The organism is Neomegalonema perideroedes DSM 15528 (genome assembly GCF_000374145.1).
GTDB lineage: Bacteria > Pseudomonadota > Alphaproteobacteria > Rhodobacterales > Rhodobacteraceae > Neomegalonema > Neomegalonema perideroedes.
The window spans coordinates 170,839-188,460 of sequence record NZ_KB893653.1 but is presented as its reverse complement, the minus strand read 5'-3'; the positions used below and the strand labels follow the sequence as shown (position 1 = coordinate 188,460).

Here is a 17,622-nt window from a genome sequence, read left to right as displayed (position 1 = left end):
CGTCATGAGCGAGATCAAACCACGCAAGAAGGCTCTGGGGCGCGGCCTTTCGGCCCTCTTCGGCGAAGCGGAGACGCGGGAGGTTCCGACCTCGCCGCCGGGGGCGGTTCTGGCGGTTTCGGAGGCTCTGCGCGACGAGACGCTGAAGAGCCTGCCTCTGGCCGATCTGGAGCCCAATCCGGGCCAGCCCCGCCGCCTCTTCCGCGAGGAGGATCTGGAGGATCTCGCCGCTTCGATCCGCGAGCGGGGCGTGCTTCAGCCGATCCTCGTGCGGCCCAACCCGCGCCGCGACGGCGCGCCTTATGAGATCATCGCGGGCGAACGCCGCTGGCGGGCGGCCCAGCGCGCCGGGCTGATCAATGCGCCGGTTCTCGTCCGCCGCTTCGACGACGCCGCCGCCTTCGAGGTCGCGCTGGTGGAGAACGTCCAGCGCGCCGATCTGAACCCGCTCGAAGAGGCCACGGGCTACGCCCGGCTCATCGAGGATTTCGGCTACACCCAAGAGCGCCTCGCGCAGGGGCTCGGTAAGAGCCGCAGCCATATCGCCAATCTGCTGCGCCTGCTGAAGCTGCCCGAGGAAGCCCGCCGCATGCTGGAGGAGGGGACGCTCACCGCAGGTCACGCCCGCGCTCTGCTCGCGGCGGCGGACCCCTTGGCTCTGGCGCGGCGCATCCTCGCCGAGGGCCTGAGCGTGCGTCAGGCCGAGAAGCTGGCGCAGGAGTCGCATCAGCCGCCCGCCCTCGCCGAACCCAAAGCTCCGGCGAAGCCTTCCGCCGAGATGGCGGCCCGGCTCAAGGCGCTGACCAGGCTTTTGCGGGCGCCGGTCGAGGTCGAGGCGAAAGGGAAGGGGGGGCGGCTGGTCATCCGCTACGCCTCGGCCGAAGAGCTGGAGGCGCTTTGCGCGCGGCTCGGCGCGGGAAAATGAAAAAGGGGAGGCGAAAGCCTCCCCTTCGACGTTTCAGCTCAGCGATGCCCGACCAGCAGCCGCATCGCCTGAGGATAGGCCGTCGGATCGGCGACGAATTTATCGCGGCATCCCGAATTGCAGAAGCCGATCACCACGCCGTCCGCCACGGCCAGAGAATCCGCCTTCACCGGCTTGCCCGAGAAAGGACAGGCGAGGTTCACCCGCGCCCTGACGTCGCCTTTCCAGGCCTCGACCTTGCGCGGCGGGCGGGGGTCGGCCCAGTCGGCGAAATTCTCCTCGGGGAAGGGCTCATAGCGGGCGTGGAACCAGTTCTCCTCCATGGCGCCCTTGATCCATTTCACCATCGCCGGATGGGCCAGAACGGCGTCCATATAGACGCGGGCCTCCGGGATGGTCGGCACGCCATAGGTCTCGAAGCGCGTGACGATGGGGGCGTAAAACACATCCGCCACGCTGAAGCGCGCGCCGAACAACCAAGGGCCCTCCGCGCCGAAACGCGACCGCGCCCAAGCCCAGAGCATCTGCACGCGTCCGGCGTCGGCCAAGGATTGTTCGGTATGCCCCACCCCCGGATAACGCCGCCGGATGTTCATCGTCATGGCGTTGCGCAGAGCCGCGAAGCTGGAATGAGCCTCGGCGGTCAAGCTGCGGGCGGCGGCGCGGGCGGCTTTGTCCGCGGGCCAGAGCCCCGCCTCCGGATGCGCCTCCGCGAGGGTTTCGGCGATGGCGAGGCTGTCCCAGACATAGCGCGAGGCCCCGTCCTCGACGATCTCCAGCGTCGGCACCTTCAGGGCTGGGGCGGCCTGTCGCTTGAACGCCTCGAACTCGGGGGTATACATGGGGTGGAAAGCCTCCTCATAAGGAAGGCCGAAGGCTTCGAACAGCAGCCAGCCGCGCAAAGACCAGCTCGAATAGGATTTGTCGCCGATGTGGAGCCGATACATGGATGATCTCCGGAAAAAGGGCTCTCCGGCTCTAAAGCTTCGGCGCGGAGGGCTCAAGCCATGAACGCGGCGTCGCCTGAGAAAACTCTGTTCACGCCCGCCGCCGCGCGGCCTCCGGCGCGGCCTCTGGCTCTGCCGGGCATGCTCAAGGCGGCCCGCCGCAATATGCTGGAGATCGTGCCGGAAGCCGCCTATCGCGAGCCGCTGGTGACGCTGAGGGTCGTCACGCGGCGCTGGCGGGTGGTGACGGGGCCGGATCTGCTCAAGCGGGTCTTCCTCGACAATGTGGGCAATTACCCCAAGGCGCCTTTCATGCACCGCCTGCTGAGGCCCTATCTCGGCGAGAGCGTCTTTCTCGCCGACGGCGAGGACTGGCGCTGGCAAAGGCGCTCCATGGCGGGGATGTTCCAGCGCAAGAAGCTCGACGCCATGGCCGAGGCCATGCGGGCGGCGGCTTTGCGCTCGGCGGAGCGTCTGGGGGCGGCGCAGGGCGAGCCGCAGAACGTCGGCGCCGAGATGAGGCGCCTCGCCATGGAGATCGTGCGCGATACGATGTTCACCGACATCGACCGTCTGCTGCTGGAGCATGTCGCGGGCGCCGAGGCCGCCGCTGCGGCCAAAGGCGACTGGCATGATTATAAGACCCGCATCGACGACGCTCTGATGAGCCATTTGCGGGGCTTCGGCTCGCCGAATCTGCTGGATCTGCTGAATCTGCCGACTTGGCTGCCGCGTCCTTCGGCGCTGTTCAGCAAGCATCCTCTGGAGGGCGCCCGCGAGGTGATGGAGAAGGGGATCGCCGCCCGTCGCGCCGCCGCCGAACAGACCGGGGATTTCGGCGTGGACCTCATGGCGCTGATGCTCAAGGCGGAGGATCCCGAGGACGGCCGCCGGATGACCGACCGTGAGATCCGGGATAATCTGCTCACCTTCATCATCGCGGGCTTCGAGACGACGGCTTTGGCGCTAACTTGGTCGCTCTATCTCATCGCCAACGACCAGACCACGCAGCAGCGTCTGCGCGCCGAGGCCCGGGCGGCTCTGGCCAAGGGAAGCGCGGCGGAGGCTCTGGAGAATCTGCCCTTCGCCCATCAGGTGCTTTATGAGGCCATGCGGCTTTATCCTCCGGCGCCGCATCTGGTGCGGGTCGCGCGCGAGGCGGACGAGCTCGGCGGGGCGAAGATCCGCAAAGGCGACGTGATCCTCGCGCCGATCTACACGCTGCATCGCCATGAGGCCGTCTGGGAGAATCCCAACGCCTTCGATCCGGAGCGCTTCACGCCCGAGAAGATCAAGGCGCGGCATAAATTCGCCTATCTGCCCTTCGGCGCCGGGCCGAGGGTCTGCATCGGGCCGAGCTTCGCCATGATGGAGGCCTCCCTCGCTTTGGCGACGATCCTCGACCGCTGGGAGGTCGCGCCGACCAACGTCCGCAAGGTGGATCCCATGATGAAGCTCACCCTGCGTCCGCGCGGGGGGATGCATCTCAGCCTGACGCCTGCGCCCGCCGCCGCCCCGCCAGCATGACGGATCTTCCGATCGAGGAGGCGATTCCGGCTCTGCGGGCGGCTTTGCGCGAAGAGGGCCTCGCGGTGCTGGAGGCGCCTCCGGGCGCGGGCAAGACCACGCGGGTTCCTCTGGCTCTGATGGGCGAGGATTGGGCCGCTCAAGGCCGCATCCTCATGCTGGAGCCGCGCCGCGTGGCGGCGCGCGCCGCCGCCGAGCGCATGGCTGAAACCCTCGGGGAAGCGGCGGGCGAGCGCATCGGCTATCGCATAAGGGGCGAAAGCCGGATCTCGGGCCGCACGCGGGTCGAGGTGCTGACGGAGGGAATCCTCACGCGGCGCATGCAGAGCGATCCGGGGCTGGAGGGCGTCGCCTGCGTGATCTTCGACGAATTCCACGAGCGGTCCATTCATGCGGATCTTGGCTTGGCGCTCTGCCTTCAGGCGCGGAGCCTGCTGCGGCCCGATCTGCGGATTCTCGTCATGTCGGCGACGCTCGACGGCGAGTCCGCGGCGCGGCTGATGGGCGGCGCCCCCGTGATCCGCTCCGAGGGCCGCGCCTTTCCTGTGGCGCTCCGCTGGCGCTCCACGCCTCTGCCGCCCGCCGCGCGGATCGAGCCCGCCATGGCCGAGACCATCCTTGAGGCTCTGGCGGCGGAGCCTCAGGGCGATTTGCTGGCCTTTCTGCCCGGCGCTCCGGAGATCGGGCGGGTTCAGGCGGCGTTATCCGGGCGGCTCCCGAGCCATATCGAGGCGATTCCGCTGCATGGCGCCTTGCCCTTCGCCGAGCAGCGTCGGGCGCTTCTGCCTGCGCCGGAGGGGCGTCGGCGCGTGGTGCTGGCGACCTCCATCGCCGAGACCTCGCTGACCTTGCCCGGCGTGCGCATCGTGGTGGACGGCGGCAAGGCGCGGCGGGCGCGCTTCGATCCGGGGGCGGGCATGTCGCGGCTGGTCACGGAGCGCGTCTCCAAGGCCGAGGCCGCCCAAAGAGCGGGCCGCGCGGGGCGCGTCGCGCCGGGGACGGCCTGGCGGCTCTGGACCGAGGCGGAGGAGGGGGCTTTAGCCGCTCAACCGCCGCCCGAAATCCGCGAGGCGGATCTTTCGGCCCTCGCGCTGGATCTGGCGATCTGGGGCGCCGCGCCGGAAGATCTGCTTTGGCTTGATCCGCCGCCCGCCGCCGCCTACGCCCAAGGCGTCGAGCTTCTGAAGGCGCTGGGCGCTCTCGACGCGGAGGGCCGCCCGACGCCGCATGGCCGCGCCATGGCTTCGGCGCCTTTGGGGCCGAGGCTCGGGCATATGCTGCTTTCGGCGCCGCCTGAGCGAAAACCTCTGGCGGCGCGTCTGGCGGCCTTGCTGGAGGATCGCGGCGTCTTGCGCGGCGAGGCCCGGCGCGAAACGGATCTCCGCCGCCATCTGGAGGCTCTGGCCGATCCGGGGCGCTATGAGGCCGAGCGGGGCGGGGCGGTGGATCGTCCGGCGCGGGCGCGGATTCTGGAGGAGGCGAAGCGCTTAGCGGGGCGGGGCGGGGCGACTGAAGGCGTCGAAGGCTTGGGCGCCTTGGCGGCTCTGGCCTTCCCCGACCGCGTGGCTCAGCGCCGCAAAGGCGAGGCGCCGCGTTATCTGCTTTCGGGCGGCAAGGGCGGATTCCTCGATCCGGGCGATCCGCTCGGGGATGAGCCTTGGCTCGTGGCGGCGGATCTCGACGGCGATCTGCGCGAGACCCGCATCCGCCGCGCCGCGCCGATCTCGCGCGCCGAGATTCTCGATCTCTTCGCGGATCGCCTCCAATCCGAGGAGGTCTGCCAATGGTCGCGGCCCCAAGGCGCGAGCCTCGCGCGGCGGCGGAAGCGCTTCGGCGCCCTGATCCTTGAGGAGGAGGCCTTCGACCCCGGCCCCGAGGCTTGGGGCCTCGCCGCCGTGGAGGGCCTGCGGGATCTCGGGATCTCGGCGCTGGACTGGAGTCCGGCGGCGCAGCGTCTGCGCGACCGCGTGGAATGGCTCAAGGGGCGGGAGGGCGCCGAGTCGGATCTGCCTGATTGGTCCGACGCCGGGCTTCTGGCCTCCGCTGAGGATTGGTTCGCGCCTTTCGCGGGGGCTCTGCGCCGGGCGGCGGATTTCGCCCGCTTCGATCCGGCCGAGGCTCTGCGGGCCTCCCTGGGCCATGAGCGCCTTCGCCGCCTCGACCGCCGCGCGCCGGGGAGCTTCGAGACTCCCGCCGGAACCCGCGCGCCCATCGATTACTCCGTCCATCCGCCCGCTCTGGAGGCCCGGCTTCAACATCTCTTCGGATTGGCGCGTCATCCCTCCATCGACGAGGGCCGCGCGCCTCTGGCGGTGCGGCTGCTGTCGCCGGCGGACCGGCCCATGCAGACCACCGGCGATCTGCCCGCCTTCTGGCGCGGCGCCTATTCCGAGTTGCGCAAGGACATGCGCGGACGCTATCCGCGCCATGAATGGCCTGAGGATCCCGCCTCCGCCGCCCCGACCACCCGCGCCAAGCCGCGAAAAGCCTGATCCGGGAAAGCCATGGGAAACCGATGGAGGGATGGGGAAGCCCCTTTTCCTTGCTTTCCGCTCTTGTTAGGCTTGACGGGAGCATAAGGGAATCACGCCGCAGACAAAGAGGAGGCCGCAGCTTGCCCGCGCTGGAGATGGAGCCGACTCCGACGGCCGCCGAGGCCGCAGGTTGGCCGCCTCGGGCGGAAGGCGCGGACTCGGCTCATGGAACGATCCCCGGACCGCTTTACGCGGCGCTGGATCTCGGCACCAATAATTGCCGTCTGCTCATCGCGGCCTCGGGAAACCGGGGCTTTCGCGTCGTGGACGCCTTTTCGCGAATCGTGCGGCTCGGCGAGGGGATGGAATCCTCGAATCGCCTCTCCGAGGCCGGGATGGACCGCGCCATCGAGGCCCTCCGCATCTGCGCCGAGAAGATCGAGCGCCGCCAGCCTCTGCGGCTGCGGGCCATCGCCACCGAGGCTTGTCGCCGCGCCCGCAACGGCGGGGATTTCATTCAGCGCGTGCGCCGCGAGACGGGTCTGGGCCTCGACGTCATCTCCACCGCCGAAGAGGCGCGTCTGGCGGTGGCGGGCTGCGCCCCGCTGATCGATCTGCGGCGCGATCAGCTGCTGATCTTCGACATCGGCGGGGGCAGCACCGAACTCGTCTGGGCCAATCTCGCGGCGGCGCCGCCGGATCGGCGCCGGGATTTCCTCATGGGCCGCGCGCCGGAGATCCGCCTTGGGCCGGAGGCCAGCAGCTGGGTCTCTCTGCCGGTGGGCGTCGCCACCCTCGCCGAGCGCTTCGCCTTCATCCGCAACGAACGCGCCCGCTTCGCCGAGATGGTGTCGCATGTGGACCGGCTGCTGAAGCCCTTCGCGGCCTCGCTCGGATCGGGCGGGCGGCGCGAGACCCTCAGGCGGATGCAGATCCTCGGGGCCTCCGGCACGATCACCACGCTGGCGGGGGTGCATATGGGCCTCCCGCGCTATAACCGCGAGGACGTCGACGGCGCCTTGCTGGAGGTGGAGGCGCTGGAGCGGGTGGTGACCCGTCTGCTCGACCTCTCGCCGGAGGCGCGGGCCGGAATCCCCTGCGTCGGCGAGGAGCGGGCCCATCAGGTGATCTCGGGCGCGGCGATCTTCACGGCCATCGTCCGGCGCTGGCCGACGCCCCGCATGCGCGTCGCCGACCGGGGCTTGCGCGAGGGGCTGCTCTATGGATTGATCAACCGCGACCGTCCGCGCCTCGCCGCCTCCGTCCCGGAGCCCGGCCTTGGGGCCGCCCCCGGCGACGCCGGACAAAGCGCCGCATAAAGAAACGAGCCCGCAAGTCATGACTCAAGGCCCCCGCAAGCCCGCCTCGCCCTCTGGAGCCTCCAAGGGCGCGGGCGGAAAATCCGCCGGACCCGCGAAGAAGAAGCCTCTGCGCGATCTCAAGGAGCGTCTGCGCACCGCGCAGGGCCGCACCCTCTCTTCGCAGAAATGGCTGGAGCGCCAGATCAACGATCCCTTCGTGCGCAAGGCTCAGGCCGAGGGCTGGCGCTCGCGGGCGGCCTTCAAGATCATGGAGCTGGACGATAAATATAAGCTCTTCAAGCCGGGCGCCCGCGTGCTGGATCTGGGCGCCGCGCCGGGCGGCTGGCTTCAGGTGGCGGTCAAGCGCGTCAACGCCGAGGGGCTGAAGCCCGGTCCGCGGGGCAAGGTGCTGGGCGTGGATCTTCAGGAGATCGAACCCGTCGCCGGGGCCGAGGCCATGCAGCTCGACTTCCTCGACGAAGAGGCCGAGGCCGCCATCGAAGCGCGGCTCGACGGGCGGCCGGACGTGGTGCTCTCCGACATGGCGGCCAGCTCGACGGGGCATCGCCAGACGGATCATCTCAAGATCATGGCGCTTTGCGAGGCGGCGGCCTTCTTCGCCTGCCGCATCCTTCAGCCCGGCGGCGCCTTCGCGGCGAAGATTCTGCAGGGCGGCGCCGAAAACGATCTTCTGGCGCAGCTGAAGAAGCGCTTCGCCGTGGTGCGGCATATGAAGCCCGAATCCAGCCGTCAGGACAGCGCCGAGATGTATGTCGTGGCGACGGGCTTCCGTCCCGAGGCGCCCGAGTCCGAAGAAGAGGCGCGATAAGCCCTGCGGCGCAAGCGCGCTTTCGGCAACGCCGCGATTGACGCGCGGCGCTCAGGGGATTATGTGGCGTTTAATTCAGAACTGGCGGAATTTGGGATAGGCTTATCCGAAAACCAAATATACCCCTCTCAGGCGAAGGGCGATCATGGCGGACTCGATGACAAACTCGGGGACGGACTCGGGCGCGGCGGCGACTCACGTGACGGACGTCTGCATCATCGGCGCGGGGCCGGTGGGGCTGTTCGCGGTCTTCGAGCTGGGATTGCTCGACATGAAGGCCCATCTGATCGACATTCTCGACAAGCCCGGCGGGCAATGCGCCGAGCTTTATCCGGAAAAGCCGATCTACGACATTCCCGCCTGGCCGATCATCACCGGCAATGATCTGACCGCGCGGCTCATGGAGCAGATCGCGCCTTTCAAGCCCGCCTTCTCGCTCGGACAAATGGCGATCCGGCTGGAGCGTCTGCCGGAGGGCTCGGCGCAGATTTGGCGCGTGGTCACCGACGCGGGCGAGACCGTCGACTGCAAGCTGGTGGTCATCGCGGCGGGCGGCGGCAGCTTCACGCCGAAAAAGCCCGCTTTGCCGGGAATCGAGGCTTATGAAGGCGGCTCGGTGTTCTATTCGGTGCGCCGGATGGAGCGCTTCCGCGACCGCGAGATCATCGTGGCGGGCGGCGGCGATTCGGCTCTGGACTGGGCGCTGAACCTTCAGCCCATGGCGAAGCGCGTGACGCTGGTCCATCACCGCGACGATTTCCGCGCCGCGCCCGACAGCGTGAATAAGATGCGCGAATTGGTGGCGGCGGGCCAGATGGGTCTGGAGATCGCCAAGCTGCGCGGAATCGCGGGCGACGCCCCCAACCTCGCCGGGATCAAGGCCGAGACCAAGGAGCGGGGCGAATTCGTCATTCCGGCTCAGGACGCGCTCTTCTTCTACGGCCTGACCATGAAGCTCGGGCCGGTGGGCGAATTCGGCTATGAGGTCAAGGACGGCCTGATCCCGGTGGACACCGAGAAATTCGAGACCTCCACCAAGGGGATCTTCTCCATCGGCGACATCAATTGGTATCCCGGCAAGCTGAAGCTGATTCTCTCGGGCTTCCATGAGGCCGCGCTGATGTCTCAGGAGGCTTTCCGCATCGTCTATCCGGAGAAGAAGCTCCGCTTCCAATACACCACCAGCAGCACGAATCTGCAGGAGAAGCTCGGCGTGGCCTGAAGCCGCCTCCGAAGCTTCGAAGACAGGGCGGCCTTTCATCCTGAGGATGGGAGGCCGTTGTTCATGGCGCCTCAGAAGCGCGAGAGCGCGAGGCCGCCCGCCACCATCGCCGCCGCGAGAATGCGCGGCGCCGTGATCTCGCGCACGGGCATGCCGAAGGCGCCGAGCTTGTCGAGCAGGATGGCGGCCAGCATCTGCCCCAGAGCCAGCGCGCAGATCGCCGTGAGAACGCCCATTCGCGGCAGAGTCCAGACGATGGTCCAGACGTAGAAGGCGCCCAAGGCCCCGCCCAGCCAGAGGCGCCAGTCCTGACGCAGCGCCGTCGCGAAGCCGCGGCCGTCGCCCGAAGCCAGAGCGGCCAGCCCCAGCAGGACGAATCCCACCCCGAAGGAGATCGCCGCCGCCACCAGCGGACTCTGGACGGCGCGGCCCAGAGCCGCGTTGATCGGCGCCTGAATCGAGATGCAGGCCCCCGCCAGAACGACGAAGATCAGCGCTGTGAACGGAAACTGCATCATGCCACCTGATTTGAGACGCGCCCGCGCGGGGCCGTCCTCCCCTTCTACGAGCTTCCTGCGGAGCGGGGGAAGGGGGATCGCGCGACGCCTCAGGCGGGATCGCGCGTGGAGGCCCTCAGCCATTCCAGATAGGGCGCCGAGCCCGCCGAAACCGGCAGAGCCAGAATCTCCGGCGTCTCATAGCCGTGGGATTCGCGCAAAAGCGCCTCCAGAGCCGGGAAGAGCGCGGCGCGGGTCTTCACGATCATGAGGATCTCCTCATCCTCCTGAATCGCGTCCTTCCAGAGATACAGGCTGTCGATGGGGGAGAGCTGCACGCAGGCGGCGAGGCCTTGCTCCAGCAGCAGCCGCGCGAGACGGCGCGCCTCTGCGCGCGAGGGCGCGGAGACGAGGACCGCGACGGCCCTCGTTTCTGAATCCTGATCCTCTGCGCTCAATCCTCTTCGCCGAATTTGGCGCGGATGAGCGCCACCAGCGCCTCGGCCAGCTCCATGGCCTGCGCGCCCCAGACGCGCAGACGCACCTGCGCGCCCTGAGCCGCGCCCAGCGTCAGAAGATCGAGAATCGAGCGGATGTCCGCCTCTTCATTCTCGAAGAACAAGACGCCGCGCGCGTCGTAGCCCTCGGCGAGAACCGCGACCCGCGCCGCCGCCCGGGCGTGAAGCCCCTTGGCGTTGGCGATGACGAGATCGCGCTCCAGAAATCCATCCATTGTTCGGCCTCCCTATCCGGACGAACTCAATGGCCTGTTTTATCATAGTTTTTTTGACAGGGCCATGAAAAGCCGCCCATGTTCCGTCGGCGTTCGGTCAGGGCGCCCTCATATCCCTGTGGCGGAGTTTCGGCGACCATCCGGCTTCGCGCAGACTGAGGGCGACGGCTTCCGCCGCATAAACGGAACGATGTTGGCCGCCGGTGCAGCCTATAGCTATGTTGAGATAGCTTTTCCCCTCGCTTTCGTAAAGCGGCAAAAGGAATTTCAGCATTTCCGTGAGGCGTTTGAGAAATTCCCCGGCGTTGGGATCGGCGGCGATGAACTCGGCCACCGGCGCCTCGCGCCCCGAGAGAGGGCGCAGCTCCGGCCGCCAGTAAGGGTTGTTCAGAAAACGCGCGTCGAACATCAGATCGGCGTCGCGGGGGGCGCCGTTCTTGAAGCCGAAGGAGACCACCGAGATCGTCATGCGGGCGCGTTCGGGCGAATCGAAGCGTTCGGCGATCTCGGCGCGCAGGGCGTGAGGGGTCAGATCCGAGGTGTCGAGCGTCAGATCCGCCTGAGCGCGCAGAGGCCGCAGCGCCGCGCGCTCCTGAGCCACCGCCTCGGCGAGGGCCTCGCCGCCGCGCGGATGGCGGCGGCGCGTCTCCTTATAGCGGCGCAGCAGGACCGAATCCTCGGCGTCGAGATAGATCAGCGTCACGGTGAATTCAGGGCGGCGGCGCAGCCGCGCCAGAGCGTCGGCGACCGGATGCCCGCCCTCCGCCGCCGCGAAGGCCGAAGGCGGGGGCGGCGCGAGGCTCAGGGCGAGGCCGCGATTCGCCTCCGCGCCGCGCGTTTCGGCGCGCAGAGCCTCGGCCACGGCCTCCAGCAGGGCGAGCGGCGGATTATCCACCACCGCGAAGCCGAGATCCTCCAGAGCGGCGGCGGCGGTGCTGCGTCCGGAGCCCGAAGGCCCCACGAGCACGAGAATCGGCAGAGGCTTGTCGGCGGGCGCGTCTGAGGCGGCGGCGTTGCGAGCGTCGCGGGTCGTCGGCATGGCGGGTCTCCGGCGGGAAACGAGCGGGGGAATCGGGGCGGGCGGCGGCCGCAGCATAAAGCATTTTCCGCGCGATTCTGCGCGGCTTAGAGCGTTTTCCAGCGAAGCCGTTTTGGCTTCGCGTCGTGAAAACGCGGCCAAACGAAAACTGAGAGCGTTTGAACGAACCAAACTGGTCGGAAAACGCTCAAGATCAACCCCGCGTAAGCTGGGGTTCTCAGCCCGGCAAGGCCACCTGAAACCGCGCGCCCTGAGGCGGCGAATCCGGCTCGGCCTCAGGCGGGCGGAGGTTCTCGGCCCAGATCCGTCCGCCATGGGCCTCGACGATCTGGCGCGAGATCGCCAGCCCGAGCCCCGAATGCTGGCCGAAATCCTCGCTGTCGGGGCGCTCGCTGTAGAAGCGCTGGAAGACCGATTCGAGATTCTCCTCCGGCACGCCCGGCCCCTGATCCTCGACGCTGATGCGGATTTCGCCGTTCGGCTCGCGCCAGCCGCGCAGGGTCAGCGTCCCGCCCTCGGGGCTGAAGGAGACGGCGTTGTCCACCAGATTGCGCAGCACCTGTCCCAACCGGCCCTCGACTCCGCGCAGGATCAGCGGCCCGTCCTCCGGCAGGCGCCGGACCATCCTCAGGCCGCGGGCCTCCCAATGGCGGCGGGTCACGTCGATCACCGTGTCAAAGAGCGCGCCCACGTCGAAGGACGCCTGCTCCTCGCGCAAAAGCTCGGCGTCGAGCCTTGAGGCGTTGGAGATGTCGGTGACGAGGCGGTCCAGCCGCCCCACGTCGTTGCGGATCACCTCCAGCAGGCGCTCGCGCTGGGAATCGGTGCGCGCGGAGGGCATGGTCTCCACCGCCGAGCGCAGGGAGGTCAGAGGATTCTTGATTTCATGAGCGACGTCGGCGGCGAAGCTCTCGACGGCGTTCATGCGGCGGCCGAGCACGGCGGTCATGGCCTGCAAGGCTTGGGAGAGATGGCCGATTTCGTCGCCGCGCCGCGAATAATCGGGGATGCGCACCTCCGCGAGGGGGCGTCCGCTGGAGGCGGCGCCGGCCTCGGCGGCCTCGGCGAGCTTCTCGATGGGCTTGGCGATGGTCGCCGCCAGCAGCGCCGACAAACCCGCCGAAACCGCCGCCGCCACCAGAAACATCCGCCAGAGCGAAGCGCGCTCTCCTGCGAAAATCGTGTCGATGTCCCCGCCGTCGGTCGAGACCACCACCGCCCCGATGGAGGAATAAGCCAGCCGGATGGGCGCCGCCACCGAGATGATCAGCTCGCCCCGGCTGTTGACGCGCCGCGCCTCGGTCTCGCGGCCGAAGCTCATGGCGTCCCAGACCTCTTGGTCGCTGGTGATGGCGGCGGGGCGGGTCTCGCGATAGAGGGGGAGCCCGTCATGGCCGCCGCGCCCGGTGAAAAAGGTGCGCAGCCCGTCCACGAGGTTATGCGCGGCGGCGACAGGCTGAGAGGCGGGCGCCTCCAGCGGCGCGCCGAGGATCACCGCGGCCTCGATCTCGCCCGCGTCGCGGGTGTCGGCGCCGAGGCGGCCCTGACGGTCGTAAAGCTGCACCCGCACCTCGACCGGCGGCGCGAGGGCCGTGACGAGGCGGAAAGCCTGCTGCACGTCAAGGGCGCGGCCTTCCTCGTTTTCAGCATATTGCGCCACGGCCGCGGCGAGCAGCCGCGCGCTGGTCTTGAGCCCCTCGACGCGCATGTCCATCAGAGCCACGCGCGGCTGATGCACCGCGATCACGCCGAGCATCAGCGCGATCAGGCCCAGCAGATTGACGAAGAGAATCCGCCGCCCGAGCGTGCCCCAGAGCCTGCGCGCCAGCCCCCAAAGCCTGACCCCGCCCGCGGAGGGGGAGGCGGAGGCGGCTTCCGCAGCCTCGTCAGACCTCGCGATATCTGTAGCCGACGCCATAAAGAGTCTCGATTGAGGCGAAGTCCTTGTCCACGACGCGGAACTTCTTGCGGATGCGCTTGATGTGGCTGTCTATGGTGCGGTCGTCGACGTAGACCTGATCGTCATAGGCGGCGTCCATGAGCTGGTCGCGGCTTTTGACGAAGCCGGGCCGCAGCGCCAGAGCCTGAAGAATCAGGAATTCGGTGACGGTGAGCGTCACCTGCTCGTTGCTCCAGGCGCAGGAATGGCGCATCGGATCCAGCGAGAGCTTGCCGCGCTGAATGATCTTGTCCTTTTCGGCGCGCTCGGCGGGATCCATGGCCTGAGCCTCGCGGCGGCGGAGCACCGCGCGGATGCGTTCGATCAGCAGACGTTGCGAGAAAGGCTTGCGGATATAATCGTCGGCGCCCATGCGCAGGCCGAGAACCTCGTCGATCTCCTCGTCCTTGGAGGTGAGGAACAGCACCGGCAGATCCGATTTCAGCCGCAGCCGCCTGAGCAGCTCCATGCCGTCCATGCGGGGCATCTTGATGTCGAAGACCGCCAGATCCGGCGGCGCGGCGGACAGGGCCGTCAGAGCCGCGGCGCCGTCGGAATAGGTCCGCACCTCGAAGCCTTCGGCCTCCAGCGCGATGCTGACGGAGGTCAGGATGTTGCGGTCGTCGTCCACCAAGGCGATGCTGGTCATGAAAGGCTCTCCTCGCTCGCGCGAAAGGCTATGATTTTACGGGAGGAAACGCAATCGCCGTCACGGCGGCGGATCGGGGGATTCAGACCTTGGAAAGCGAGGCGCGGAAGCCGCGCCGCGCCGTTTTCGTCGCGGGAGGGTCTCCGCCTCTTGTATGAAAGGGCTTTTCTTGACACCCTGATGACAGGCCCGCGCGTGATCTGCGGGTTCGTCTTTGCGCGGAGGCGTCGCCGCGTCGGAGTCTCGGTCATGTGCCGTTGGGCGGCTTACAAAGGGCCCTCGATTTTTCTCGAAGAGGTGATCGCCTCGCCTCGTCAGTCTCTGATCGCCCAGAGCCTTCAGGCCCTTCGCGGCCGCACCCCCACCAACGGCGACGGATTCGGCGTCGCCTGGTATGGCGAAAAGCCCGAGCCGGGCGTCTTCCGCGACGCGGGGCCGGCCTGGTCCGACGAGAATCTGCGCAATCTGGCCGGACAAGTGCGCTCGCCCTTGTTTCTGGCCCATGTGCGGGCCGCCACCTGCGGCGCCTCGAACCGGGCCAATTGCCATCCCTTCGTCTCGGGCCGCTGGAGCTTCATGCATAACGGCCAGATCGAGGAATATCCTTGGGTCCGCCGGGCGCTGGAATCCGCTTTGCCCGATTCCCTTTACGCCCAGCGGCGCGGCGCCACCGATTCGGAGCTGATGTTTCTGCTGGCGCTCGGCTTCGGGCTGGAGGGCGATCCGCAGGGCGCTCTGGAGCGCATGGTGGGCTTCATCGAGGAGACGGCGCGCGGAATCGGCGCGCGGCCCTGCCTCAAGATGACCCTCGCGCTCTCCGACGGCGCGACGCTCTACATCGCCCGCTACGCCACCGACGGCGAGGCCCCGAGCCTGTTCCATCGTCTTTCGCGGCGATTGGGCGGACGGGCCGTGGCCTCGGAGCCGCTGGACGCCGAGGAGACCGATTGGGAGGAGGCGCCGCAAGGCTTTTTCGGCCGCGTCGAGATCGAGGGCGTGGAGATGACCCCTTTCGAACCGCGTTGCGACGCCGCCCCCTCCGCGCCGCTCCAGGCCGCGCAATGAAGGCTCCTGAAAGAGAGGGCTTGCGCGAGCGGCCTCGGCGCATGAGATGAAGCCGGACCGGAGGCGCGTCGCCTCCGGCCTTTCTTCAGAAGCGAGGCCGCATATGACTCTCATCATGACCACGCCCGAGGTTCCCGGCCGCGAGATCGACCGCGTTCTCGGGATCGTCACGGCGGAATCCGTTCAGGGCGTGAACATCGTGAAGGACGTCTTCGCCGCCGTGCGCGACGTGGTGGGCGGGCGCTCGGGCACGCTGGAGAACATGCTCCGCCAATGCCGCGACGATTGTCTGCGCGAGCTGGAGGAGAACGCCCGCCAGATGGGCGCCGAGGCCGTGATCGGGCTGCGCAGCGATTATTTCAGCGCCAACAACATGATGATTCTGACGCTGATGGGCACGGCGGTCACGCTGAAGCGCTAGAGCGTTTTTCAGCGAAGCCGAAGGCTGCGCGTCGTGAAAACGCGACCCAGAAAGAGGCTGAAGCGTTTTTCAGCGAAGCCAGAGGCCGCGCGTCGTGAAAACGCGCTGCGGCTTTTGGTCGATTGGTCCGGGCGCGCCGCGGGCTTTAGGTTCGGCCCATCCGCCGGATCCTCAGGAGCCCCGATCATGAGCCTCGATTCCGAGATCGCCCAAGCCCTGGAGCTCTTCGCCGATCTGGACGGAGTCTCCGCGCGCCGCATGTTCGGCGGCGCGGGGCTCTATAAGGAGGGCGTGATGTTCGCCCTTCTGGCCTCTGAAGCGGTTTATCTGCGCGCCGATCCGGAATTCGCCATGGATCTGGAGGCCGAAGGCTCCGCCGGGCGCTTCGAGATGGAGAAGGACGGAAAATCCTCTCATCTGCCCTATTGGCGCCTGCCCGAGGAGGCTCTGGACGATCCGGAGGCCGCCGCCGCTCTGGCGCGCCGCGCCTGGAGCGTCGCGGTTCGGCTGAAGGCCGCCTCCGCGCCCTCGCGCGCGAAGAAATTCTCTCAAGCGAAAGGAGACCCCGCATGAGCCGCCGCAAGCTCGTCGCCGGAAACTGGAAGATGAACGGACTCGTCGCCAGCCTCGCCGAATTCGACCGGATCAGCGCGGGCGCCGCCGCCGTCTCGGGCGCCGACGCCCTGATTTGTCCTCCGGCGACTCTGATCGCGGCTCTGGCCGGGCGGGGTCTGGCGCTGGGCGGACAGGATTGCCACGCCAAGCCCTCGGGCGCCCATACGGGCGACCTCTCGGCGGAGATGCTCCGCGACGCGGGGGCCTCGGCGGTCGTCCTCGGGCATTCCGAGCGCCGCGCCGATCACGGCGAAACCGACGCCCAAGTGCGGGCCAAGGCCGAAGCCGCGAAAAGGGCCGGGCTTCTGGCGATCGTCTGCGTCGGCGAGACTCTGGAGCAGCGCGAGGCCGGACAGGCCGTCGCGGTGGTCGGGAGCCAGCTTGCGGGCTCCCTCCCGGAAGGCGCGACGGCGGCGGAGGTCGTCGTGGCCTATGAACCCGTCTGGGCCATCGGCACGGGCCGCGCCGCCACGCCGGAGGACGTCCGCGAGATCCATGCGGCTCTTCGGGCGGCTCTGGTCGGGCGTTTCGGCGCTGAAGGCGAGAACTTCCGCATTCTCTACGGCGGTTCGGTCAAGCCCGCGAACGCCGCCGAGCTCTTCGCGGTCCCGAACGTCGACGGGGCTCTGGTCGGAGGCGCCAGCCTGACGGCGGCGGAGTTCCTGCCGATCCTTCAGGCCGCCGCCTGAAGACGAAAAACCCTCCCCGCCGGGCGGGGAGGGCCTTGTTTCAGGGCTTCAGGCGGGGGATCAGGCGGGCGAGCCGCCCCTCAAAGCGCCGAGCAGGCCGCCCTCCCAATAGGCGCGGCAGACTTCGTCGGCCTTTTCGCAGGCCACGTCGGCCCAGCCGTGGAAGAGCATGTTCAGCGCCACATAGAGGATCACCACAAGGCCGATCCAGGCGATCCATTTATATTTGGCCAGAAGCTCGGCGACGAAGGTCGCGGCCACGCCCATCAGCGCCACCGAGAAGATCAGCCCCACCACCAAGACCCAGGTATGGTCCTGGGCGGCGCCCGCCACGGCCAGCACGTTGTCCAGCGACATGGAGACGTCGGCGACCACCACCTGAATCAGAGCCTGCACGAAGCTCTTATGCTGAGACGCGCCGCCTTCCGCCGTCTCCGTCTGGTCGGAATGGGCGGCGATCTCGCGCCACATCTTCCAGCAGACCCAGAGCAGCAGCAAAGCGCCCGCGATCTTCAGATAAGGCACCTGAAGCAGCTGCACCGTCAGCAGCGCGAAGATGATCCGGATGACGACCGCCGCCGCGATCCCCCAGAACACCACCTGTTTGCGACGCGCGGGCTCCACCCCCGCCGCCGCCATGCCCACGACGACCGCATTATCCGCGGCCAGCACGAGGTCGATCAGAATGACCTGACCCAGCGCCGTCAGCTCACCGAGCATTCAAGCTTCTCCTTGGCGCTCCTCCGTGGG

At 68.3% G+C, this 17,622-nt stretch carries 18 protein-coding genes; 10 read left to right on the top strand and 8 right to left on the bottom strand.

Going from position 1 to position 17,622, the window contains the following annotated elements; translation table 11 throughout:
* Positions 1-4 precede the first annotated feature (4 nt).
* A complete protein-coding gene (locus B161_RS0100850; RefSeq protein WP_018631452.1) occupies positions 5-925 on the top strand; it encodes a ParB/RepB/Spo0J family partition protein in 921 nt (306 codons plus the stop codon).
* 38 nt (positions 926-963) lie between these two features.
* Here the strand turns inward: B161_RS0100850 and B161_RS0100845 are convergent, their stop codons facing one another.
* Positions 964-1,872, bottom strand: coding sequence for a glutathione S-transferase N-terminal domain-containing protein (locus tag B161_RS0100845; protein WP_018631451.1), 909 nt, complete (start codon positions 1,870-1,872; stop codon positions 964-966).
* 60 nt (positions 1,873-1,932) lie between these two features.
* On the opposite strand from B161_RS0100845, the gene B161_RS0100840 reads away from it, so the two are divergent.
* The 5 genes from B161_RS0100840 to B161_RS0100820 all read left to right on the top strand — a co-directional run bounded on the left by B161_RS0100840 (position 1,933) and on the right by B161_RS0100820 (position 9,225).
* On the top strand, positions 1,933-3,399 hold the full coding sequence (locus B161_RS0100840; RefSeq protein WP_018631450.1) for a cytochrome P450: 1,467 nt from the start codon (positions 1,933-1,935) through the stop codon (positions 3,397-3,399).
* Positions 3,396-5,891 carry an ATP-dependent helicase HrpB gene (hrpB, locus tag B161_RS0100835; protein ID WP_018631449.1) on the top strand — a complete coding sequence of 832 codons (2,496 nt, stop codon included), beginning with the start codon at positions 3,396-3,398 and terminating at the stop codon, positions 5,889-5,891. Before B161_RS0100840 ends, hrpB begins: the two co-directional genes overlap by 4 nt.
* 122 nt (positions 5,892-6,013) lie before the next feature.
* Positions 6,014-7,192: a Ppx/GppA phosphatase family protein gene (locus tag B161_RS16120; RefSeq protein ID WP_018631448.1), complete on the top strand. Its 1,179-nt coding sequence runs from the start codon at positions 6,014-6,016 to the stop codon at positions 7,190-7,192.
* A gap of 19 nt (positions 7,193-7,211) precedes the next feature.
* The gene (locus B161_RS0100825) at positions 7,212-8,003 is read left to right on the top strand and encodes an RlmE family RNA methyltransferase (RefSeq protein ID WP_083922901.1); all 792 of its coding nucleotides are present in this window, start codon (positions 7,212-7,214) and stop codon (positions 8,001-8,003) included.
* A 145-nt stretch (positions 8,004-8,148) separates the two neighbouring features.
* Complete coding sequence (locus B161_RS0100820) at positions 8,149-9,225, top strand: NAD(P)/FAD-dependent oxidoreductase (protein ID WP_018631446.1); 1,077 nt, start codon at positions 8,149-8,151, stop codon at positions 9,223-9,225.
* A gap of 71 nt (positions 9,226-9,296) precedes the next feature.
* Here B161_RS0100820 and B161_RS0100815 read toward each other — a convergent pair whose 3' ends face one another.
* The 6 genes from B161_RS0100815 to B161_RS0100790 form a co-directional block, all read right to left on the bottom strand.
* Positions 9,297-9,743: a DMT family transporter gene (locus tag B161_RS0100815; protein WP_018631445.1), complete on the bottom strand. Its 447-nt coding sequence runs from the start codon at positions 9,741-9,743 to the stop codon at positions 9,297-9,299.
* Positions 9,744-9,832: 89 nt separating this feature from the next.
* Positions 9,833-10,180, bottom strand: coding sequence for a divalent-cation tolerance protein CutA (gene cutA / locus B161_RS0100810; protein WP_018631444.1), 348 nt, complete (start codon positions 10,178-10,180; stop codon positions 9,833-9,835).
* On the bottom strand, positions 10,177-10,455 hold the full coding sequence (locus B161_RS0100805) for an HPr family phosphocarrier protein (RefSeq protein ID WP_018631443.1): 279 nt from the start codon (positions 10,453-10,455) through the stop codon (positions 10,177-10,179). Before B161_RS0100805 ends, cutA begins: the two co-directional genes overlap by 4 nt.
* A gap of 97 nt (positions 10,456-10,552) precedes the next feature.
* Positions 10,553-11,494 (bottom strand): RNase adapter RapZ, encoded by a 942-nt coding sequence (gene rapZ, locus B161_RS0100800; protein WP_018631442.1) that lies wholly within the window; start codon positions 11,492-11,494, stop codon positions 10,553-10,555.
* 217 nt (positions 11,495-11,711) lie between these two features.
* Complete coding sequence (locus B161_RS0100795) at positions 11,712-13,412, bottom strand: stimulus-sensing domain-containing protein (RefSeq protein WP_018631441.1); 1,701 nt, start codon at positions 13,410-13,412, stop codon at positions 11,712-11,714.
* Positions 13,381-14,082: a response regulator transcription factor gene (locus tag B161_RS0100790; protein WP_018631440.1), complete on the bottom strand. Its 702-nt coding sequence runs from the start codon at positions 14,080-14,082 to the stop codon at positions 13,381-13,383. Before B161_RS0100790 ends, B161_RS0100795 begins: the two co-directional genes overlap by 32 nt.
* Before the next feature lie 249 nt (positions 14,083-14,331).
* On the opposite strand from B161_RS0100790, the gene B161_RS0100785 reads away from it, so the two are divergent.
* The 4 genes from B161_RS0100785 to tpiA all read left to right on the top strand — a co-directional run bounded on the left by B161_RS0100785 (position 14,332) and on the right by tpiA (position 16,872).
* A complete protein-coding gene (locus tag B161_RS0100785; RefSeq protein WP_018631439.1) occupies positions 14,332-15,147 on the top strand; it encodes a class II glutamine amidotransferase in 816 nt (271 codons plus the stop codon).
* Positions 15,148-15,250: 103 nt separating this feature from the next.
* On the top strand, positions 15,251-15,568 hold the full coding sequence (locus B161_RS0100780; protein ID WP_018631438.1) for a YbjQ family protein: 318 nt from the start codon (positions 15,251-15,253) through the stop codon (positions 15,566-15,568).
* Positions 15,569-15,754: 186 nt separating this feature from the next.
* Complete coding sequence (locus B161_RS0100775) at positions 15,755-16,141, top strand: TfoX/Sxy family protein (protein WP_018631437.1); 387 nt, start codon at positions 15,755-15,757, stop codon at positions 16,139-16,141.
* On the top strand, positions 16,138-16,872 hold the full coding sequence (gene tpiA, locus B161_RS0100770) for a triose-phosphate isomerase (RefSeq protein ID WP_018631436.1): 735 nt from the start codon (positions 16,138-16,140) through the stop codon (positions 16,870-16,872). The genes B161_RS0100775 and tpiA overlap by 4 nt, the downstream gene beginning before the upstream one ends.
* Positions 16,873-16,932: 60 nt before the next feature.
* Here the strand turns inward: tpiA and B161_RS0100765 are convergent, their stop codons facing one another.
* Positions 16,933-17,592 (bottom strand): TerC family protein, encoded by a 660-nt coding sequence (locus tag B161_RS0100765; RefSeq protein WP_018631435.1) that lies wholly within the window; start codon positions 17,590-17,592, stop codon positions 16,933-16,935.
* Positions 17,593-17,622 lie beyond the last annotated feature (30 nt).